Raw genomic sequence first — 18018 nt, forward strand, 5'->3', positions numbered from 1 at the left:
CGAAACCACATAGTTTAGCCCCGCGCCGAACTGGCTGCTGGCATCGGCAGGGCCAGGTCAGCCATGCGGCTCGGCATGGCCCGCATCGCGCAGATAGCGCGCATCGATGCTGCGGATGATCGTTTCGGCCTGCTCGCCCCCCTGCAGCCGCAGCAGCGCATCGATCTTGGCCTCCAGCCGGTCGTCATTCTCCTTGGAGCTGGGCGAGCTGACATAGAGGAAATAGGCGAGGCCCACGACCTGCCAGATCAGCTGGAGGAATTCGGACTGCCAGTTCTCGAACGTGTCGCGCGCCATCTCGTCGAGATAGCCGGGCAGGTCGGGCACCTGGCCGTGCTGCAGCGCCTCGTTCGAAAACGCGCGCCACCCGAAATACCAGTGCAGCGCCAGCGACACCGCAAAGAACAGCAAGGTCAGCCAGCCATAGGCATATTTGCGCCAGATGCTCCAGCGCGGCATGTCCCGTGTCGCGGCGGACGCGGGATCGTGGTGCTGACGGGTGCTGTCGGCCTGCATGCCGATCCGCTCAGGACTTGCGCTCGGGCAGTGTCTTGCGCTTGGTCGAGGCCATGTCCTCCAGCTCCTTTTCGGACATGGACTCTTCCATCTGCTTCGACGCGCCCTTGAGGCTCTTCTTGGGCGCATCCCCGCGCTTGGCCGCAAGCGCCGCCCCCGCTGCCTTCTGCTGTGCCTTGGATTTTGCGGGCATGGTTCGTTGCTCCTCGATGGACGAGGGAGGATGCGCCGGGATGGGGCGGGGGGCTTTAACTTAGGATGGGGGGGTGGTGACGGGCGTGACGCGCGGTTCGAGCCTGCTGTGAAGTTCATTTTTACATTATTAAACGAGTTTTATTGGCTTCGTTGCAATGGGTATCCCCGGTGTTATATGAACGGTTCGGTATATTCTGTGATGATTGATGCTAGGATACTCATTTTATGTTAAGGGGGCAGTAGTCAAATCGGAGGATTCGAATGGCTTGGGACAGTGGGTTAGACACAGAAAGCGTAACATACAAAATCGCATCGGCGCCTGAACCACGAGTTCGAGTAATTGCCGGGCCCGGAACCGGCAAGTCCTTTGCCATGAAGCGCCGGGTCGCGCGTCTGCTCGAGACAGGCGTTTCTCCCAAAGAGCTCCTAGCTGTAACCTTCACGCGGGTAGCGGCCGAGGATCTTCATCGGGAACTGCAAAAGCTCGGAGTGCCGGGATGCGAGGAGCTTGAGGGGCAGACCCTCCATAGCCTTGCCATGCGCATCTTGTCCCGGAAGCATGTCCTCGAGGCCGTAGGGCGCACCCCCCGGTCGCTAAATACCTTCGAGATGAAGGCACTGATCTGCGACATTGCCGGAGCAAGCGGCGGGAAGCGCGCTGCGAAGAAGATGATCCAAGGGTACACGGCCGCCTGGGCTCAGAGCCAAGGGGACGAGCCCGGCTTCCCCAATAACGATGAGGAAAAGGCATTTTCGGCAGCCCTCCTCGCTTGGCTCGAGTTTCATCAAGGCATGCTAATTGGCGAGCTGATTCCGTACCTCGTCCGTTACCTTAAAGATAACCCAGCCGCGGCCGAGCGCTCGGAATTCAAACACCTACTCGTTGACGAGTATCAGGACCTCAACAAGGCTGAGCAGACTGCCATTGCCTACTTAGGGGAAGCCGCCGAAATCTGCATCGTGGGCGACGATGACCAGTCCATCTATAGCTTCAAGTGCGCCCATCCCGAGGGCATCCGTGAGTGGAAGGACCTTCATGCGGCTTGTGCTGATCTCGAGATGGCCGACTGCCACCGTTGCCCAACTTCCGTAGTCGAGATGGCGAACGCGCTTATCAACGTGAACACCAATCGCGCGCCGCGCGCATTGACCCCCCTCCCTTCGAAGGGCGCGGGCGAGGTCGCCATCGTGCAACTGCCGTATCTCCATAGCGAGGCGACATGGATTGCGGCGAAGATCAAGGAACTCCTCGACAAGGGCGTTCACCCCAGTGAGATAATCATTCTCGTCCAGCGTGCCGTTGCCGGAAAACCAATCCTAAACGCCCTCAAGAGCGAAGGCGTCCCCGGCAAGTCGTACTACGAGGAGAGCCAGCTCGATTCAGAGGCCGCGCAAATTCAGTTCTCGGTCTTTAAACTGTTCCTCGACAACGAGGACCGGGTTGCGCTCCGCTACCTCCTTGGATGCGACCGGGACGATTTTCGCTGCAACTCATACGCGCGGGTACGCCAGCATTGCGAGTCGACCGGCGACAGCCCTTGGGTGGCGATGAACAAGCTGTCGGACGGCGTGCTCACAATCGCCCACACCAAGCCGCTGATCGGTCAATTCGCCATCATCAAGGGAGCCCTCGCGGAGCTGGACGGTGTGAAGGACCATCTATCCGCCTTTATTGATGTTCTGCTTCCGGCCACAAATCCGGACGTATCGGAACTACGTGAGCTAGCATTGGCGCAGAGTGAGGCGGCCCAGACGCCAACGGACCTACTCTCTGGCATGATGAAGGAGATAACCCAGCCCGACATACCGCCAACGGTCGAGGAGGTCCGGCTCATGAGTCTACACAAGAGCAAGGGCCTGAGTTCCCCCTACGTGTTCATTGCCGGGTGCGTGGAAGGTATCCTCCCACCCTCATTCGATGACGCCCCCTCGAAGGCAGCAAAGGATGCTGCGCTCGAGGAGGCTCGCCGGCTTTTCTACGTGGGCATCACGCGCGTGAAGGCAGACCCGGATAATGGCCGACCGGGGAGCCTCTTCATCACCTACGCCCAACAGATGCCGGCCGCAGATGCATATGGGGCCAACGTGGCCTTCAAGACGCAATCGGGGCCGCTGGCGAACCTGCTGCCGAGCCGCTTTATTGGCGAGCTCGGCCCGGCCGCACCTTCTCCGGTAAAGGGGTAGGTGCAATGAGCGGTTCGCAGCTTGACGTCGAATATGAGAGCATGGCGGATCGGCACGAGCTTTATGCAAAGTACGGCATCGCGGCAGAAGCAGCTCAGCTCTTGGAAACCGAACTTGGCACGTTGCTGCTGTGCCTGCGCGCCTTGGACGAAGGCTGGCATATTATGCCGAATGGCGAAGCCGCTCGAGAAGTACTGGATCAGATTGACCGCAGCACCCTTGGTCGGTTGCTGCACCGCCTTAAGCAGCACATCAAGATTGAGGGGGACTTGGAAGAGAGCTTCTCGTCTGCTCTCGAAGCCAGGAACCGACTGATGCACGGTTTCTTCGAGAGGCACAATTTCAAGATTGAGACCGAGGATGGCCGTCGAATAATGGTCGCGGACCTAGACGCTCTGCATGGTGAGTGCTTCGCAGCATGGAGAGTCGCGACCAATTTCACAACAATAATATCAGCAGTTGTGCGTTACGGGGCAGGAAATAGGCCGTCCGGCTAGACTCATTTGCGGTGACACCCCACCGATCCACCCCACGCCCCTCAATCCCCCCTTAACAACCACCCCAAGATCTCCGGCAAACGCGCGGCCCAGGCGTTTTCCTCGTGTTCGGCGCCTTCGTATACCCGGCTTTCCCAGTCCTTGCCCTTATGCCAGCCCGAGGCGGCGATGCGGGCGTCCACGGCCTGCTGATAGGGCGCGTAAAAGGCGTCGAGCGTTGCGGTGCCGTGGTCGAGCCAGAGGCGGCGGCCGTTGGGCGAACCCAGTTTTTCGGCGAACCAGCGGTCCCAGAGGCGGATCAGCTCGGGGTCGCCGCCTTGCACCGCGCGCGGATCGATGGCGGGCCAGTGCGAGCTGATGCACGCGGCGCGGCCGAAAATGTCGGGGCGATTGAGGAAGGCGTAGCAGCTCATCAGCCCGCCCATGCTCGATCCCATGATCGCGGTATCGTCCCGCCCGGGGCGGGTGCGGAAGCTCGCATCCACCCAGGTCTTGAGCGGTCCTGCGATCCAGGCGAGATAGGCGTCGGACAGGATCGGGCCACCGGCGGCCGCGTCCATCCGTGCGCGCAAGCCGGGCGAGGCGGCGTCGTGAATGTCGCGCGGCAGATACTGGCGGAAGCGGTCCGCGCCGGGGGCCCAGATGCCGATGATGATATGCGGCTCGACCGCGCCGCTGGCCGCTGCCTGCAGCATCGCCTTGTCCGCCGCCCAGATCTTGTCGAAATTGGACAAGCGCCGGTCGAACAGATTGTGCCCGTCGTGCATGTACAGCACCGGATAGCGCCGCGCCCCGGCATCATAGCCCGGCGGCAGCCAGATGGTCAGCCGCTGGTCGGGCAGGCCGGCAGCCGCGAGCCGCTCGTACTGCAGCAGCCGCCCCTTATCCTCGACCCGAAGCGCATCCTCGGCCCGCAACGCAGGCGCGAGCGCGAGCGCCAGGAGCACCAGCGCGAGCCGGATCAGGCTCACCGGTCCAGCCGCTCGAGCCGGATCGCAAAGCCGCCGCCTGGCGCCATGCGGATATTGAGCGCGTCCCCGGCGGCGACGGCCTTTTGCTCGATCACGATCTGGTGCCGTGCCTCGGTGCGATAATCGGCGCTGTCGCCATCGCGCCACACATAAGCGCGCCAGCGCGAGCCCCTGGGCAGGAAGGACAGGTCGATCGCCGCCTCGCGCGCGGTCTCGTCGGTGACGCCGCCGATATACCAGTCGGGCCCGTTGCGGTCCTTGCGCGCGATCACCGCGATCTGGCCGACCTCGCCGAGCAGCGTGCGGCTTTCCTCCCAGTCGGTCGGCACTTTCTCGATAAAGGCCAGCTCGCGCGGATGCGCCTCCAGATTCTCGATCAGGTCGGCGACCATCTGGATCGGCGAGTAGAGCACCACGTACAGCGCCAGCTCGCGCGCCAGCGTCGATTCGAGATCGCGCCCGCCGCGTCCCTTGAGCGAGAGGATGCCCGGCGTATAGTCCATCGGCCCTGCGAGCATGCGCGTGAACACCAGGGTGGGGGCGTGGCTGGGTCCGTTGCCGGGCGTGCCCCAGGCCTGATATTCGCCCCCGCGCGCGCCTTCGCGGCTCACCCAGTTGGGATAGGTGCGCCTCAGCCCCGTGTCCTTGATCGGCTCGTGCGGGTTGACCGCGATGCGGCGCGCGGCGGCCTCCTGCACGACCTTCAGATGATGCTGCGCCATGCGCTGGCCGTCATGCCATTCCATCCGCTGCTCGCCGGGTTTGTCGCCCGGCGCGATGATGCCGCCCGCATCGGCGACATAGCCGGTCTTGACCGCATCGACGCCGTGCCGGGCATAAAGATCGAGCGCCGCGCCGAGCTGGCTTTCGTATTTCGCGATATTGCCGCCGGTCTCGTGATGGCCGATCAGCCGCACGGCATGCTGGCGCGCATAGGCGGCCAGATCGGGCAGGTCGAAATCGGGGGTGCTCTCAATGAAATCGAAATCGCGGCCATTGCCGAACCAGTTGCCGTCCCAGCCCTTGTTCCAGCCTTCGACCAGCACGCCGCGAAAGCCATGGCGAGCGGCGAAATCGATATGGCGGCGGACATTGTCGTTGGTCGCGCCGTGCTTCGGCCCGCTCGCCCAGCTTTTCGTCTCGAGGTGCATTTCCCACCACACGCCGACATATTTGTGCGGGGTGAACCAGCTCGTATCGCCGAGCCGGTTGGGCTCGTTGAGGTTGAGCTCGAGATCATTGTCGTACAGCCCGCCCGCGCTGTCGGCGATGCGGATCGTGCGCCAGGGGGTGGTGAAGGCACCTGAACGCTCGACCCTCGCGCCGCGGCTCGAGGGCGAGAGCGTGGCGCGGAAACGCTGCCCGTCCATGCGCTTGAGCCACATTCCGGCATAATCGACCAGGGCGGCCTCATGGAACGCCAGATGCGTGCCGCCCACCAGCTTCACCGTCATCGGCGTGTGCGCGGCGGAGACCTGATCGATGGCTGTTGCGTGATACAAATATTCGTAGCGGTTCCAGTCGCCTGCCGGGATCCACCAGGCCTGGCCGGGCGCGGCGATGACGAATTCGGTCAGCTCGTCGGCGATGCGCCAGGGCTTGCCATCGGCGCGCGCGGCGAACTCGTAGCGAAAGCCGATGCCATTGTCGAAGGCGCGGAAACGGATCGCGATCGGGCGGTCGGCGGGCGCGTCGTTCAGCGCATCGCTGGCGCCGGGCGAGACGAGCCGGACCAGCAGCTCGTTATGCCGGTCGGTGACGGTCCTGCGCTCGCCCCAGGGCTGGTCCCAGCGTGTATCTGCGCTGGCGGTCTCGCTGGCGACGAAGCGGCTGTTGCGGCCGAAGCCGTCCTGATCGGTGAACTGGAACCCCAGGCGCGAGGGCGCGATCAGCGGCTTGCCATCGCGGCTGACGGCATATTGCGCCCAGCCCTCGCCATCGATCGTCACGTCGATGCGCACCCGGCCATCGGGCGAGGCGATACTGGCCACCGGGGCGGATTGCGCAAGCGCGGGCGCGGCGAGCGCCGCGAGCCAGGTGAGAAGGGCTAACAGCAGCGATCGCATCGGGAATCTCCTGGGGAAGGGATCAGTCGGGGGTGTAGAGCAGCGCGCCATGGCCGGGCAGGCAGCCTGGCGTGGCGTGGTTGACCGCCATCACCACCGCGCCCTTGGCGGGCAACGCGGCGGGCCAGGCGGCGGGCTCGGCGGACAGGTTGAACGCGGCGACGATGCGCTCGTCGCCCTCGATGCGTTCGAAGGCCAGCACCTGCTTGTCGCAATGCAGGATCGCGATGCTGCCCACCGCCAGCGCCGGGTGCGTCTTGCGCAGAGCGAGCGCGGCGCGGGTGAGGTTGAGCAGCGAGGCCGGATCGGCGCTCTGCGCATCGACCGCGAGCGGGCCATGCTCGTCGCCGAAGGGCAGCCAGGGATCACCGCTGCCGAAACCCATGTCGTTGGCGTTCCTGCGCCACGGCATCGGCGTGCGCGCGCCGTCGCGGCTCAGCGTCAGCGGCCAGTTGGCGATCGCCTCGGGGTCCTGCAGCCGATCGAACGGGATTTCGACCTGCGGCAGGCCCAGCTCCTCGCCCTGGTAGAGGAAGATATTGCCGCGCAGTGCGACGAGCAGCAGGATCTTGAGCCGCGCGAAGGCTTCGCGATGCTCGGGCGCGGCCCAGCGCGAGAGCGCGCGCGGCGCGTCGTGGTTCTCGAACGCCCAGCTCGGCCAGCCGGTGCCGGGCGCATCGGGCCAGCCGGTGAGCGCCTGCGCGACGATCTGCGGCGTCAGGCGCTCGGCATAGAGGAAATCGAAACCATAGGCGCTGTCGAAGCGGGTGCCGCCAGCAGTGAACAGCTTCATCTCGCGCTCGGCATCGTCTCCGCCCACTTCGGCGACGGTGAACTTGTCGCCATAGGTGTCGATCAGCGCGCGCATCCGCTCGACAAAGCCGGGAATGTCGGCATGCGACTGGTTGTAGACCTTCAGCTGGAAATCGAACGGGCGGGTGCGCGGCTTGCCGGTGTCGGGCGCGGGCGGATTGTCGCGCAATTGCGGATCGTGCATCGCGAAATTGACTGCATCCATGCGGAAGCCGTCGACGCCGCGATCGAGCCAGAAGCGCAATACGTCGAGCAGAGCGGCCTGCACCGCCGGATTGTGCACGTTGAGCTGCGGCTGCTCCTTCAGGAAGTTGTGCATATAGTACTGGCCGCGCCGCGCATCCCAGGTCCAGGCCGGGCCGCCGAAGACCGACTGCCAGTTGCTCGGCGGGCTGCCATCGGGCTTTGCATCGGCCCAGACATACCAGTCGGCCTTGTCGGCGTGCGCGCTCGCTCGGCTGTCGACGAACCAGGGATGCTGGTCCGAGCTGTGCGAGAAGACCTGGTCGATCAGCACCTTGAGGCCGAGAGCGTGCGCGCGCGCGACCAGGGCGTCGAAATCCTTGAGCGTGCCGAAGATCGGATCGACCCCGCAATAATCGGCCACGTCATAGCCGAAATCTTTCATCGGCGATGGGAAGAAGGGGGAGAGCCAGATCGCATCGACGCCAAGCTCGGCAATATGGTCGAGCTTCGCGGTGATGCCCGCCAGATCGCCGATGCCGTCGCCATTCGCATCGGCAAAGCTACGCGGATAGATCTGATAGATCACCGCGCCCTTCCACCAGGGGCGGCTGGCACCGGTATCACTGTCCATGGCGGGCCGGGCGTCGCAGATCGGCTTGGTCATTTTTCGGCTCTCAGTCGATCGGGGTGGCGCGGCAGACGGCGTAGCCGAACGCAGGCAGGCTGATCGCGACCGATCCCGGCGCGCTGGCGGTGGTCGGGCAGGCGCCGGCAAGGCCGATGAACGCGCGCGAGCGATAGCCGACCTCGACGTTCATGCTGACCGGCTGGTCCGAGGTGTTGACCGCGACGAGGATTTCCTCGCCATCGTCTTCGCCGCGCGTGAAGGCGAGCAGGCCGGGCTTCGGCCCATAATGGCGCAGCACGGTGCGCCCTTCGCGCAGCCGGGGGTGCGCCTTGCGGATAGCCGACAGCTCGGCGATCAGCGTATAGAGCGGGTGCGCGGGGTCGAAATTTTCGGTCGCGGTGGTGGCTGCCGAGCCGACCAGCCGGTTATCGTTATAGCTGGCAACGCGGCTCGCGAACATGTCCTCGCGCGCGTCCTGGTCGTTGCCGTCACCGGTAAAGCCCTGCTCGTCGCCATAATAGACGGTCGGCACGCCGCGCGCGGTCATCAGCAGCACATGCGCCAGCTTCATCCGCGCCAGCCGCTCTTTCTCGCTGGCGTCGGGATAGGCCTTGTCGAGCATGTGCCCCAGCCGGCCCATGTCGTGATTGCCGAGGAACGTGGGCAGTGTCAGTGCGGTCGCTTCGCCGCCTTCGTACAATACATCGCCTGCGATCAGCCCGGCGAACAGGTCGGTCCCCGCCTTGCCGGTGAGCATGTCGCGCACCGCGGCCTGGAAGGCGAAATCGAGCACGGCGGGCAGCTTGTCGCGCCGCGTGTGCTGCGCCAGGAAACCGGGGTCCATCGCGTCGTTGGCGACCTCGCCGAAGATGTGGAAGTTCGGGATGCCCTTGGCCCTGGCGCGTTCGAGCATCGCGGGGGCAAAGCGTGCCCAGAATTCGGGGTTCACGTGCCGCGCGGTATCGATGCGGAAGCCGTCGATGCTGAAACGGTCGATCCAGCTGGCATAAATGTCGATGAACCCGTCGACCACGCGCGGGCTTTCGGTCATCAGATCGTCTAGTCCGACGAAATCGCCATAGCGCGAATCCTCGCCATAGAAGCTGGTATTGCCGCGATTGTGGTAATGGATCGGATCGTTGAGCCAGGCGGGGACCTTGATCTGCTCCTCGCCTTTGGGCAGTTGCGGCGTATAGGCATAGGTCGGGTCGGTCAGCCGCGCGAAATTCTCCTGCGTGCGAACGCTATCGCCCTCGAACCCTGCATTGATCCGCGCGCCCTCGAGGCCGCCCTTGGTCCAATAGGGATAATCCGCCTTGGACCGATAGGCGCAAACGGGTTTTCCGACGCATTCCTTGAAATAGATGACATCGGCGGTGTGGTTGGTGATGATGTCCATATAGACCTTGATGCCGCGCGCGTGCGCCGCATCGACAAAGGCCCGGAACTCGTCATTGGTGCCGAAATGGCTGTCGACCCTGGTGAAATCGGTCACCCAATAGCCATGATAGCCCGCGCTTTCCTGGCCCGGTTCGCCCTGCACGGGCTTGTTCTGGAAGATCGGTGCGAACCAGATCGCGGTGACGCCAAGGCGCTGGATGTAATCGAGCTTCTGCGTGAGGCCCTTAAGATCGCCCCCATGGAAGAAGCCCTTGTGCGCGGGGTCGAACCCGGTCTTCAGCCGGTCGCCCTTCAGTCCGCCGCGATCGTTGGCGGGATCGCCATTGGCGAAGCGGTCGGGCAGCACGAAATAGATGATCTCGTCCTGCGGCGGACGGCTGCGCACGGTGGCGGCGCTGTAATCGGGGGCCTGCGCTGCGGCCGGGGCCGATGCGGCCAGGGCGACCAGTCCGGCCAGCGTCATCCAGTGTCGCACCATGCGGCAAACCTCGTAAAATAACGGGGAGCGGGTGGGGAAACCCGCCCCCCGACTGGTAACCGGTTCAGAACTCGCCAATTCGGGATTCGCCAGTTCAGAATTCGCCAATTCAGAACTCGTACGTGGCACCCAGGAAGAAGGTGCGGCCGAAATTCTGGATCGTACCCGTCTGGGCGACATTGCCCCAATAGGTCCGGGTCGGTTCATCGGTCAGGTTATTGACCTGTGCAAGCAGCTTGAGCCCGCGCAGCACGCTGCCCTCCTGGAACTGGTAGGAAAGCTGCGCATCCATCACCGTTTCCTTGGCGCTGGTGAGGATCAGCTCGCTGATACCGATCTGCGGGCTGACGAAGCTCGACCGGCGGCGGGTGCTGAGGCGCGCACCGAAGCCTGACTTTTCATAGAACACGGTCGGGTTGAACACATGCTCTGACAGGCCCGGCAGCGGCAGGTTGATCGAGGCGCCGCTGGTCGCGCTGGGGAATTCCAGATCGCTCTTGCTATAGGCATAGTTCAACTGAACCCCAAGACCATCGAACGGAGCGGGCAGTTCGACGAAGGTCTTGGAGAACTGGAATTCGAAGCCATAGACATAGCCGCCGTCGCCATTGATCGGCGAGGAGAAGCTGCCCACCGCGTTGCCGGGAATGTTGGTGCCCGGGATCGGCGGCGGGATGATGCCGTTTTCGACATAGTTGAACTGCGGAATCGTGCCGTTGATGATGTACGATTCGAGGTCCTTGTAATAGGCGCTGACCGCGAACACGCCCGAATTGCCGAAATAGTGCTCATAAGCGAGGTCGAACTGGTTGGCGCGATAGGGCGAAAGCTCGGGGTTGCCGCCGCCGCCGCTGGTGTTGCCGTCCGATCCGGTATTGACGCTGATCGAACCGCGCAGCTCGAAGAAGCGCGGGCGAGAGATCTGGCGGCTGTAGCTCATGCGCAGAATGTCGCGGTCCGACAGGTCGAGGATCAGGTTCACGGCCGGCAGGAAGTCGTTGAACGTGCGTCCGCGCGTTACCGGACGACGGTTCTCGCGTGCCGGCGGCGGGGTGGCGGGGTTGTCGACCAGGTTCGGGTCGGCAAAATTGACGGTCGAGCTCTGGTCGGTGCGAACATAGCGCGCGCCGATATTGCCGTGGAAGCGCAGGCCGCCGAGCTCGGTATCGAAATCGAGCTGGGCATAGCCCGCATAGGTCTCTTCATCGATCCGGAAGCTCTGGTCGATGGTGAAATCGAACGCGATCTGGTCGGTGGGCTGGCGCACGCCCAGCGTGTTGCCGAAGGCGAGATTGAACGCGCCATCGATATCGACCACCGCAAAGCCGGGCAGGCCCGCTGCCGCATAGCCGCCCGAGAAGCCGGCCTGCTTGACCAGATTTCCGGGCACTGCCAGCGGGCTGCCGGGAATGCCGAAGGTGTTGAACGAAGTCACCCGGCGGTCGCCGCGGCGGTCGGCATAGCGGAAGCCGAAGCGCAGTGCGTCGAGGAAATTGGCCTCGTCGAAGCGGATGACCAGGTCGGCTGCGGTCGCGAACAGCTCGTCGCTATCCGCCTGCGGCACCAGGAACTGGCCGTCGAGGAAGAAGCCGCCGCCCGCCGGATCGACATCGGTGAAGTTCGAGCTGATCGAGCGGATGGTCGGAAGACGCGTGCCGTTGAGCTGATAGTCGACCGAGATCAGCCCCGGGATCGAATCCGCGCGGCGAAGGCCGGTGGGCGTGTTCACATAGGGGCGCAGGTTGATGCCGGCGTTGTTGAAGAAGCTGGTGCCCTTCGAATAGCCGACATCGACGGCGAGCGTGACGCGGTCGCTGAAGTCATAGGCCAGGTTGCCGCCGATGGTGTACAGCTCGTCGCGGCGGCTTTCGTCCTGATTGACCAGCTCGGTGCCGAGACCAAAGCCGAAGCCGTTCGAGCCCACCTGGTTGACGATGCGCCCGCCAATCAGCGCATTGTTGGCGATCACCGGGTTGATGAACTGGTTATCGCCCGATTGCGGCGACACGACGCGCAGGCCGCGACGCTGCACGTCAGATTTGAAGCGCGAATAATAGCCGTCGATCAGCACGCGGAGGCGATCGCTCGGCTCCCACTGGATCACGCCGATTGCCGCATCGCGGGTCTCGCGTCCGCCGAACTGGATGCCCTCGAAGCCGAAATTGAGCGAGTCCGCAACGCCATCGCCATTGAGGTCGCGAGTGGGCGATCCGTTGGTGCCGGGGATCGGGAAGTCGAACTGCACGAAGCGCGTCGCGACGTTCGGCTGGTAGAGCCGCGCATAGCCGAGCGCGATGCCCAGCGTATCGTCGAGCAGCTTGGCCTGGACCGATCCGGACACGCGATAGCCATAGGACGAGACGTCCGGGCTTTCGCTGGCGCGGTCATTGTACAGGCCGCGCAGGTTGACGGTCGCCTTGAAGGCGTCGGCATTGTCGAGCGGGCGCACGGTCTTGAGTTCGACCTTGCCCGCGATGCCGCCTTCGATATGGCTGGCGAGCGGCGTCTTGTAGACCGCGGCCTGGTTGATCAGTTCCGAGGGATACTGGTCGAATTCGATGACGCGGTTGCCGCTGGTGGCGACCTGTTCGCGGCCGTTGAGCGTCGCCGAGACGAGGTCCTGCGAAAGCCCGCGAATGTTGATCGCGCTCGCCTGGCCGCCGGTGCGCTGCGAGGTCACGCCGGGCAGGCGTGCCAGCGATTCCGCGATCGATACGTCGGGAAGACCGGCAATGTCATCGGCGGTGACGATGTCGACGATGAAGTTGCTCTCGCGCTTGGCGGCGATCGAGTTTTCGACGCTGGCGCGGAAACCGGTGACGACGATGACGCCGCCTTCCTCGTCGATCTCGGCGGTGCCCTGCGGCTGGTCGGCATCGGCGCTCTGCGCGAGCGCGGGGCTGGCAGCACCGATCATCAGCGCGGTGGACAGGGCGGCAAGGCTGGTGCGGCCGGACGCAAGGCGCAGTCGACGGGCGCGAAAAATCGCTTTCATGATCACTCTCCCCAGGGGCCCCGCGCGGCAGTGGCGGGGATGATTTCTGGCGTCTGGAAAAAGTCCAGGGCCGCCGGTTTTCAGGTGAACCGGTCGGCAGTTTGAATAACCTTTGCACCACGATTGCAAAAGGCATACGCATACGTATTCAGGCTGAAAGGTCGCAAAGAGCCTTAAAAAATCGGGGTTTTGCAGGCCACTGGACGCTAAGGGGCAGGATGGGACGCAGGCCAACCTCATTCGACATCGCACAGCTGGCGGGCGTCTCGCAACCCACGGTTTCGCGCGCGCTCAGCGGCAATCCGGCGGTCAGTGAACAGACGCGTCGGCGCATCCAGGCGATCGCCGCGCAGCTCAATTATTCGGTCGACAAGAACGCCTCGTCGCTGCGCCGGCAACAGGCGAACACGCTCGCGTTGCTGTTCTTCGAGGACCCGACGCCCGACGATTCGATGATCAACCCGTTCTTCCTGGCGATGCTCGGATCGATCACGCGCACCGCCTCGCGCGCCGGGTTCGACCTTTTAATCTCGTTCCAGCAGCTCTCCAGCGACTGGCATGTCGATTATCAGGACAGCCACAAGGCCGATGGCATCATCCTCTTGGGCTATGGCGATTACGAGGACTATCGCGCGCGACTGACGCATCTGGTGCAGCAGGGCACGCATTTCGTGCGCTGGGGATCGCCGATGGCGAACGAGCCGGGCATCACCCTGGGGTCGGAGAACCGCAGCGGAGGCTATGCCGCGACCCGCCACCTGATCGCGCGCGGGCGACGGCGGATCGCGTTCATCGGTATCGCATCGAGCCATGCGCCCGAGTTCGAGGACCGCTGGCGCGGCTATCGCGATGCGCTGGCCGAGGCAGGGCTGGAGGCCGATCCGGCGCTGCAGCGCGATTCCGTCACCTCCGAAGAGGCGGGGCACGAGGCGGTGCAGGCGCTGCTCAGCTCTGGGACGGCATTTGATGCGATCTTCGCCGCGTCCGACCTGATCGCGATCGGCGCGATGCGCGCGCTCGCCGAGGCGGGCCTGTCCGTCCCCGGCGATGTCGCTCTGGTCGGGTTCGACGATATTCCCGCAGCGAGCTTCACCAACCCCCCGCTCACCACGGTCAGCCAGGATGTGAAGGCGGCGGGCGAGGCGCTGGTCGATACGCTGCTGCGCAAGATCCGCGGGCAGGCGGTCGAGCCCTATATGCTGCCAACCCAGCTGATCGTGCGCGGCTCCAGCGGCTGAACGCGCGCTGCCAAGTATACGTATGCGCTGCGGTTGTGCGCTGACGGGCGCTCTGCCACGGTTCGGGCCAGGAACCCCGCGAACAGCATAAGGCGGACATCCAGGGAGAGGCGCATGATCGCGGAAAAACCGCGCAAGAGCTTTTGGCAGCTGTTCAACCTGAGCTTCGGATTCTTCGGCATCCAGATCGGGTTCGCGCTGCAGAATGCGAACATGAGCCGCATCTTCCAGTCGCTGGGCGAAAGCCTCGACAACCTGCCCGCCTTGTGGATCGCTGCCCCGCTCACCGGCCTGCTCGTCCAGCCGATCGTCGGCCATTATTCGGACCGCACCTGGACCCGGCTCGGCCGCCGCCGCCCCTATTTTCTCGCCGGAGCCGTGCTCGCGGCGCTGTCGCTCGTGATCATGCCGCTGTCGCAATCGCTGCTGCTCGCCGCAATGATGCTGTGGATTCTCGATGCGTCGCTCAACATCTCGATGGAGCCGTTCCGCGCCTTTGTCGGCGACAATCTGCGCAAGGACCAGCATACCATGGGCTATGCGATCCAGACCGCGTTCATCGGTGCGGGCGCGGTGGCGGGATCGCTCTTCCCCTATCTGCTGACCGATCTCGGTATCGCCAACACCGCGCCTGCGGGCCAGGTGCCCGATACGGTGCGGATCAGCTTCTGGTTCGGTGCGGTCGCGCTGTTCCTCGCGGTTTTGTGGACCATCATCACGACGCGCGAATACAGCCCTGAGGAAATGCGCGCCTTTGCGAAAGGCGCGCCCGATGCGCCCGATGCCCAGCCGATTCGTGCGCTCGCCACGCGGACGCTCACCAGCGCCATCGCCTGGATCGCCGCCGGGGCGGTCGTCATCGTTCTGGTGGGAAGCTTCGATCTCGAGAAGGAGCTGTACCTGCTCGGCGGGCTGCTCGCCGGCTATGGCCTGGCCAGCCTGATCGCGATCCGCATGGCGCGCGCAGGGCGCGACAACAGTCTGCTCGGCACTATCGTCGGCGATTTTTCGGGCATGCCGCCGATGATGAAGCGGCTGTCGCTGGTGCAGTTCTTCAGCTGGTCGTCGCTGTTCATCATGTGGATCTACACCACCCCGGTGGTCGCGCAGACCGTGTTCGGCGCAACCGATGCGGCGAGCCCGGCCTATAACGAGGCGGGCAACTGGGTGGGCGTGCTGTTCGCCATCTATAACGGCATCGCGGCAATCGCGGCGCTGACTCTGCTGCCCTGGCTCGCCGCGCGCATCGGCAAGGTGCGCACGCATGCCCTGTGCCTGCTCTGCGGGGCGGCCGGGTTCGCAAGCTTCCTGTTCATCCGTGATGCCAACCTTCTGATCGTCAGCGAGATCGGCATCGGCATTGCCTGGGCGTCGATCCTCGCCATGCCCTATGCCATCCTCGCCTCCAGCCTGCCGCAATCGAAGCTCGGCATCTTCATGGGGCTGTTCAACGTCTTCGTCGTGCTGCCACAGCTATTGGTGGCGACGGTGATGGGCAGCCTGCTCAAGGCGTTCTTCCCGACCGAGCCGGTCTGGACCATGGCCTTCGCGGCGGCCGTGCTAGCGCTCGCCGCGCTCGCGACGCTGCGCGTGCCCGAGCCGGACGCTCCATCCGTGTAACGATCGTCCCGCCCAAGCGAACCCGTTAGCGGGTGCACGCAATCGGGATGCGCGGGGATGGAGGCTGCCACAGTAAAGGGCAAGGCGACGGGGGTGCAGCCGCGCCCGCTTCCGCCGGCGCTGCGCATAACCTTCCGCGTCTGGCTCAAGCTCTATGCCGCGCTGATCGCCTCGGCGCGCCCGCTGTTCGATCTGGCCGTGCGGCTGATCATCGCGCAAGGACTGCTCGCCTCGGGCCTGGTCAAGCTGATGGACTGGGAGCGCGCGCTCACCCTGGCGAGCCAGGAATATCCTGTGAGCTTCCTGTCGCCGCCTTATGCCGCCGCTCTGGGCCTCAGCATAGAACTCGGCGGTGCGGTGCTGCTCGCTTTGGGGCTGATGACGCGCGGCGCGGCGCTGGCGGTGGGCGCACTGATGCTGGTCGCGCAGCTCGGCTATCTGCCGACCGACACGCAACTGTTTACCATCGCGCTGATGGGCTGGTACGCGATGCGCGGCGCAGGGGCGCTGTCGCTCGACCGGCTGCTGGCGCGCGGGCTGAAAGGCAGCGCGGTGCCGCTCGCGCCTCTGCTGATAGGGGCAGGCGATTGGCTGACCCGCCAAGCCGCGCCATGGTATCTCGCCGGTCTGCGGCTCTGGCTCGCGCTGGCGCTAGCGGTGCACGCGGGATGGCTCGCCTTGCCCGAGCCGCAGGTGCTGCTGCCGCTCGCCAGCTTCGCGGCGCTGCCGTTTGCCAGCGCCGCGCTCTACGCGCTGCTGATGCTCGCCGGGTTCGCCATGCCGCTGGTGTCGCTGCTCGCGATCCTGGGGCTGCAGGGGGCGATGCTGATGGGCTATGGCGCGGGCCTGCCACTGCTGGCGATGGCGACGCTCGGCCTTTTCATCGCCCATGGCAGCGGGCGCGCCTCGATCGATGCAGTCATCGCGGCCTGGCTGCAGGCGAACGTGCTGCGCGATGCAAAGCCCGGCATGGTGCCTGATGACTGGCCGCATGTCGTGATCGTCGGCGGCGGCTTTGGCGGGCTCGCCTGCGCGCTGGCTTTGCGCCGCCTGCCGGTGCGGATCACGCTGATCGACCGGCAGAATTATCACCTGTTCCAGCCCTTGCTTTACCAGATCGCGACCGCCGCGCTCTCGCCTGCCGATGTCGCTATCCCCATCCGCCAGCTGTTCCGCGCCGACGGCAATGTGCGCGTGCTGCTCGGCGAGGTCGACCGGGTCGACGCGGCCCAGCGCACCATCGGCTTTGGCGGCAACGCGCTCGCTTACGACTATCTCGTGCTCGCCACCGGCGCGACGCACAGCTATTTCGGTCGCGACGACTGGGCACCCTTCGCCCCCGGCCTCAAGCGCGTGGAAGACGCCATCGCGGTGCGCGCCGCGCTGCTCGGCGCGTTCGAAAAGGCCGAAAGCTGCGGCGATCCTGCGCGCGCGCGGCGGCTGCTCACTTTCGTCATCATCGGTGCGGGGCCGACCGGGGTCGAGCTGGCTGGCGCTATCGCCGAACTGGCGCGGCACGGGCTGGAGCATGAATATCGCAGCATAGATCCCGCCGATGCCCGGGTGATCCTGGTCCAGGCCGCCGACCGCATCCTGCCCGCCTTTCCGCCCGAATTGTCCGCTGAGGCTGCCCATTCGCTCGAACGGCTGGGCGTTGAGATCCGGCTCGACGCGCGCGTGACCGGCATCGAGGCCGAGCGCGTGCTGATCGGCGAGGAGGCGATCGAGAGCGAGACCGTGCTCTGGGCCGCCGGCGTCGCCGCCTCGCCCGCCGGACGCTGGCTGAATGCTGCCACCGATCCCTCGGGCCGGGTGACGGTCGATCCGTGCCTGCGCGTCGCGGGCCAGGGCAATGTGTTTGTGATCGGCGATGCCGCGGCGAGCCTCGGCTGGCAGGGCAAGCCCGTCCCCGGCCTCGCGCCCGCCGCCAAACAGGCGGGCCAGCATGTCGCCCGGCTGATCGGGCAGGAGCTGCGCGGCAAACCGGCGGACGCGCCCTTTATCTATCGCCATCAGGGCAGCCTCGCCACAATCGGCCGCAAAAGCGCGATCGCCGATTTCGGCTGGCTCCGCCTGCACGGCGCCCCGGCGTGGTGGCTATGGGGCGCGGTGCACATCGGCTTCCTGGCAGGCTTCCGCAACCGCGCCGCGGTGATCGTCAACTGGCTATGGAGCTACGCGACCCAGCGCGCGGGGATCAGGCTGATCACCATGGGAGAGCGGGGATAAG

The 18018-nt window shown here is 65.0% G+C and carries 12 protein-coding genes; 5 read left to right on the forward strand and 7 right to left on the reverse strand.

Annotation, left to right across the window (positions count from 1 at the left end; genetic code table 11):
• Positions 1-57: 57 nt before the first annotated feature.
• Both OPU69_RS05335 and OPU69_RS05340 read right to left on the reverse strand, forming a co-directional pair.
• Entirely contained in the window at positions 58-516 is a 459-nt protein-coding gene (locus OPU69_RS05335; RefSeq protein ID WP_498509609.1) for a DUF6766 family protein, read from the reverse strand.
• 10 nt (positions 517-526) lie between these two features.
• A complete protein-coding gene (locus OPU69_RS05340) occupies positions 527-709 on the reverse strand; it encodes a DUF3008 family protein (RefSeq protein WP_498509610.1) in 183 nt (60 codons plus the stop codon).
• 263 nt (positions 710-972) lie between these two features.
• Between OPU69_RS05340 and OPU69_RS05345 the strand changes: the two genes are divergently transcribed.
• Together OPU69_RS05345 and OPU69_RS05350 are read left to right on the forward strand one after the other, a co-directional pair.
• Positions 973-2895 carry an ATP-dependent helicase gene (locus OPU69_RS05345; RefSeq protein ID WP_498509611.1) on the forward strand — a complete coding sequence of 641 codons (1923 nt, stop codon included), beginning with the start codon at positions 973-975 and terminating at the stop codon, positions 2893-2895.
• Positions 2896-2900: 5 nt separating this feature from the next.
• Complete coding sequence (locus OPU69_RS05350; RefSeq protein ID WP_498509612.1) at positions 2901-3392, forward strand: hypothetical protein; 492 nt, start codon at positions 2901-2903, stop codon at positions 3390-3392.
• Between the two features lie 41 nt (positions 3393-3433).
• Here OPU69_RS05350 and OPU69_RS05355 read toward each other — a convergent pair whose 3' ends face one another.
• The 5 genes from OPU69_RS05355 to OPU69_RS05375 form a co-directional block, all read right to left on the reverse strand.
• Positions 3434-4363 (reverse strand): alpha/beta hydrolase, encoded by a 930-nt coding sequence (locus OPU69_RS05355; protein WP_498509613.1) that lies wholly within the window; start codon positions 4361-4363, stop codon positions 3434-3436.
• Positions 4360-6429: a glycoside hydrolase family 97 protein gene (locus tag OPU69_RS05360; RefSeq protein WP_498509614.1), complete on the reverse strand. Its 2070-nt coding sequence runs from the start codon at positions 6427-6429 to the stop codon at positions 4360-4362. Before OPU69_RS05360 ends, OPU69_RS05355 begins: the two co-directional genes overlap by 4 nt.
• Positions 6430-6451: 22 nt before the next feature.
• Complete coding sequence (locus OPU69_RS05365; protein WP_498509615.1) at positions 6452-8092, reverse strand: alpha-glucosidase; 1641 nt, start codon at positions 8090-8092, stop codon at positions 6452-6454.
• Positions 8093-8102: 10 nt separating this feature from the next.
• Positions 8103-9935, reverse strand: a complete 1833-nt coding sequence (locus OPU69_RS05370; protein ID WP_498509617.1) for an alpha-amylase family glycosyl hydrolase — start codon at positions 9933-9935, stop codon at positions 8103-8105.
• Between the two features lie 109 nt (positions 9936-10044).
• A complete protein-coding gene (locus OPU69_RS05375) occupies positions 10045-12930 on the reverse strand; it encodes a TonB-dependent receptor (RefSeq protein WP_498509619.1) in 2886 nt (961 codons plus the stop codon).
• Positions 12931-13148: 218 nt separating this feature from the next.
• Here OPU69_RS05375 and OPU69_RS05380 point away from each other — a divergent pair, with 218 nt between their 5' ends.
• From OPU69_RS05380 to OPU69_RS05390, 3 genes are all read left to right on the forward strand, one after another.
• Complete coding sequence (locus tag OPU69_RS05380; RefSeq protein ID WP_060978126.1) at positions 13149-14168, forward strand: LacI family DNA-binding transcriptional regulator; 1020 nt, start codon at positions 13149-13151, stop codon at positions 14166-14168.
• A gap of 114 nt (positions 14169-14282) precedes the next feature.
• Entirely contained in the window at positions 14283-15788 is a 1506-nt protein-coding gene (locus OPU69_RS05385) for an MFS transporter (RefSeq protein WP_498509621.1), read from the forward strand.
• Positions 15789-15845: 57 nt separating this feature from the next.
• Positions 15846-18017 carry an FAD-dependent oxidoreductase gene (locus OPU69_RS05390; protein WP_498509623.1) on the forward strand — a complete coding sequence of 724 codons (2172 nt, stop codon included), beginning with the start codon at positions 15846-15848 and terminating at the stop codon, positions 18015-18017.
• The last annotated feature ends 1 nt before the right edge of the window (position 18018 follow it).

The sequence above is a fragment of the Blastomonas sp. 34TW genome (genome assembly GCF_059803595.1).

Bases quoted from the DNA above. Each gene is read 5' to 3' on its own strand.
- OPU69_RS05335 (WP_498509609.1), bottom strand. From the start codon at position 516: ATGCAGGCCGACAGCACCCGTCAGCACCACGATCCCGCGTCCGCCGCG.
- OPU69_RS05340 (WP_498509610.1), bottom strand. From the start codon at position 709: ATGCCCGCAAAATCCAAGGCACAGCAGAAGGCAGCGGGGGCGGCGCTT.
- OPU69_RS05345 (WP_498509611.1), top strand. From the start codon at position 973: ATGGCTTGGGACAGTGGGTTAGACACAGAAAGCGTAACATACAAAATC.
- OPU69_RS05350 (WP_498509612.1), top strand. From the start codon at position 2,901: ATGAGCGGTTCGCAGCTTGACGTCGAATATGAGAGCATGGCGGATCGG.
- OPU69_RS05360 (WP_498509614.1), bottom strand. From the start codon at position 6,429: ATGCGATCGCTGCTGTTAGCCCTTCTCACCTGGCTCGCGGCGCTCGCC.
- OPU69_RS05365 (WP_498509615.1), bottom strand. From the start codon at position 8,092: ATGACCAAGCCGATCTGCGACGCCCGGCCCGCCATGGACAGTGATACC.
- OPU69_RS05370 (WP_498509617.1), bottom strand. From the start codon at position 9,935: ATGGTGCGACACTGGATGACGCTGGCCGGACTGGTCGCCCTGGCCGCA.
- OPU69_RS05375 (WP_498509619.1), bottom strand. From the start codon at position 12,930: ATGAAAGCGATTTTTCGCGCCCGTCGACTGCGCCTTGCGTCCGGCCGC.
- OPU69_RS05380 (WP_060978126.1), top strand. From the start codon at position 13,149: ATGGGACGCAGGCCAACCTCATTCGACATCGCACAGCTGGCGGGCGTC.
- OPU69_RS05385 (WP_498509621.1), top strand. From the start codon at position 14,283: ATGATCGCGGAAAAACCGCGCAAGAGCTTTTGGCAGCTGTTCAACCTG.
- OPU69_RS05390 (WP_498509623.1), top strand. From the start codon at position 15,846: ATGGAGGCTGCCACAGTAAAGGGCAAGGCGACGGGGGTGCAGCCGCGC.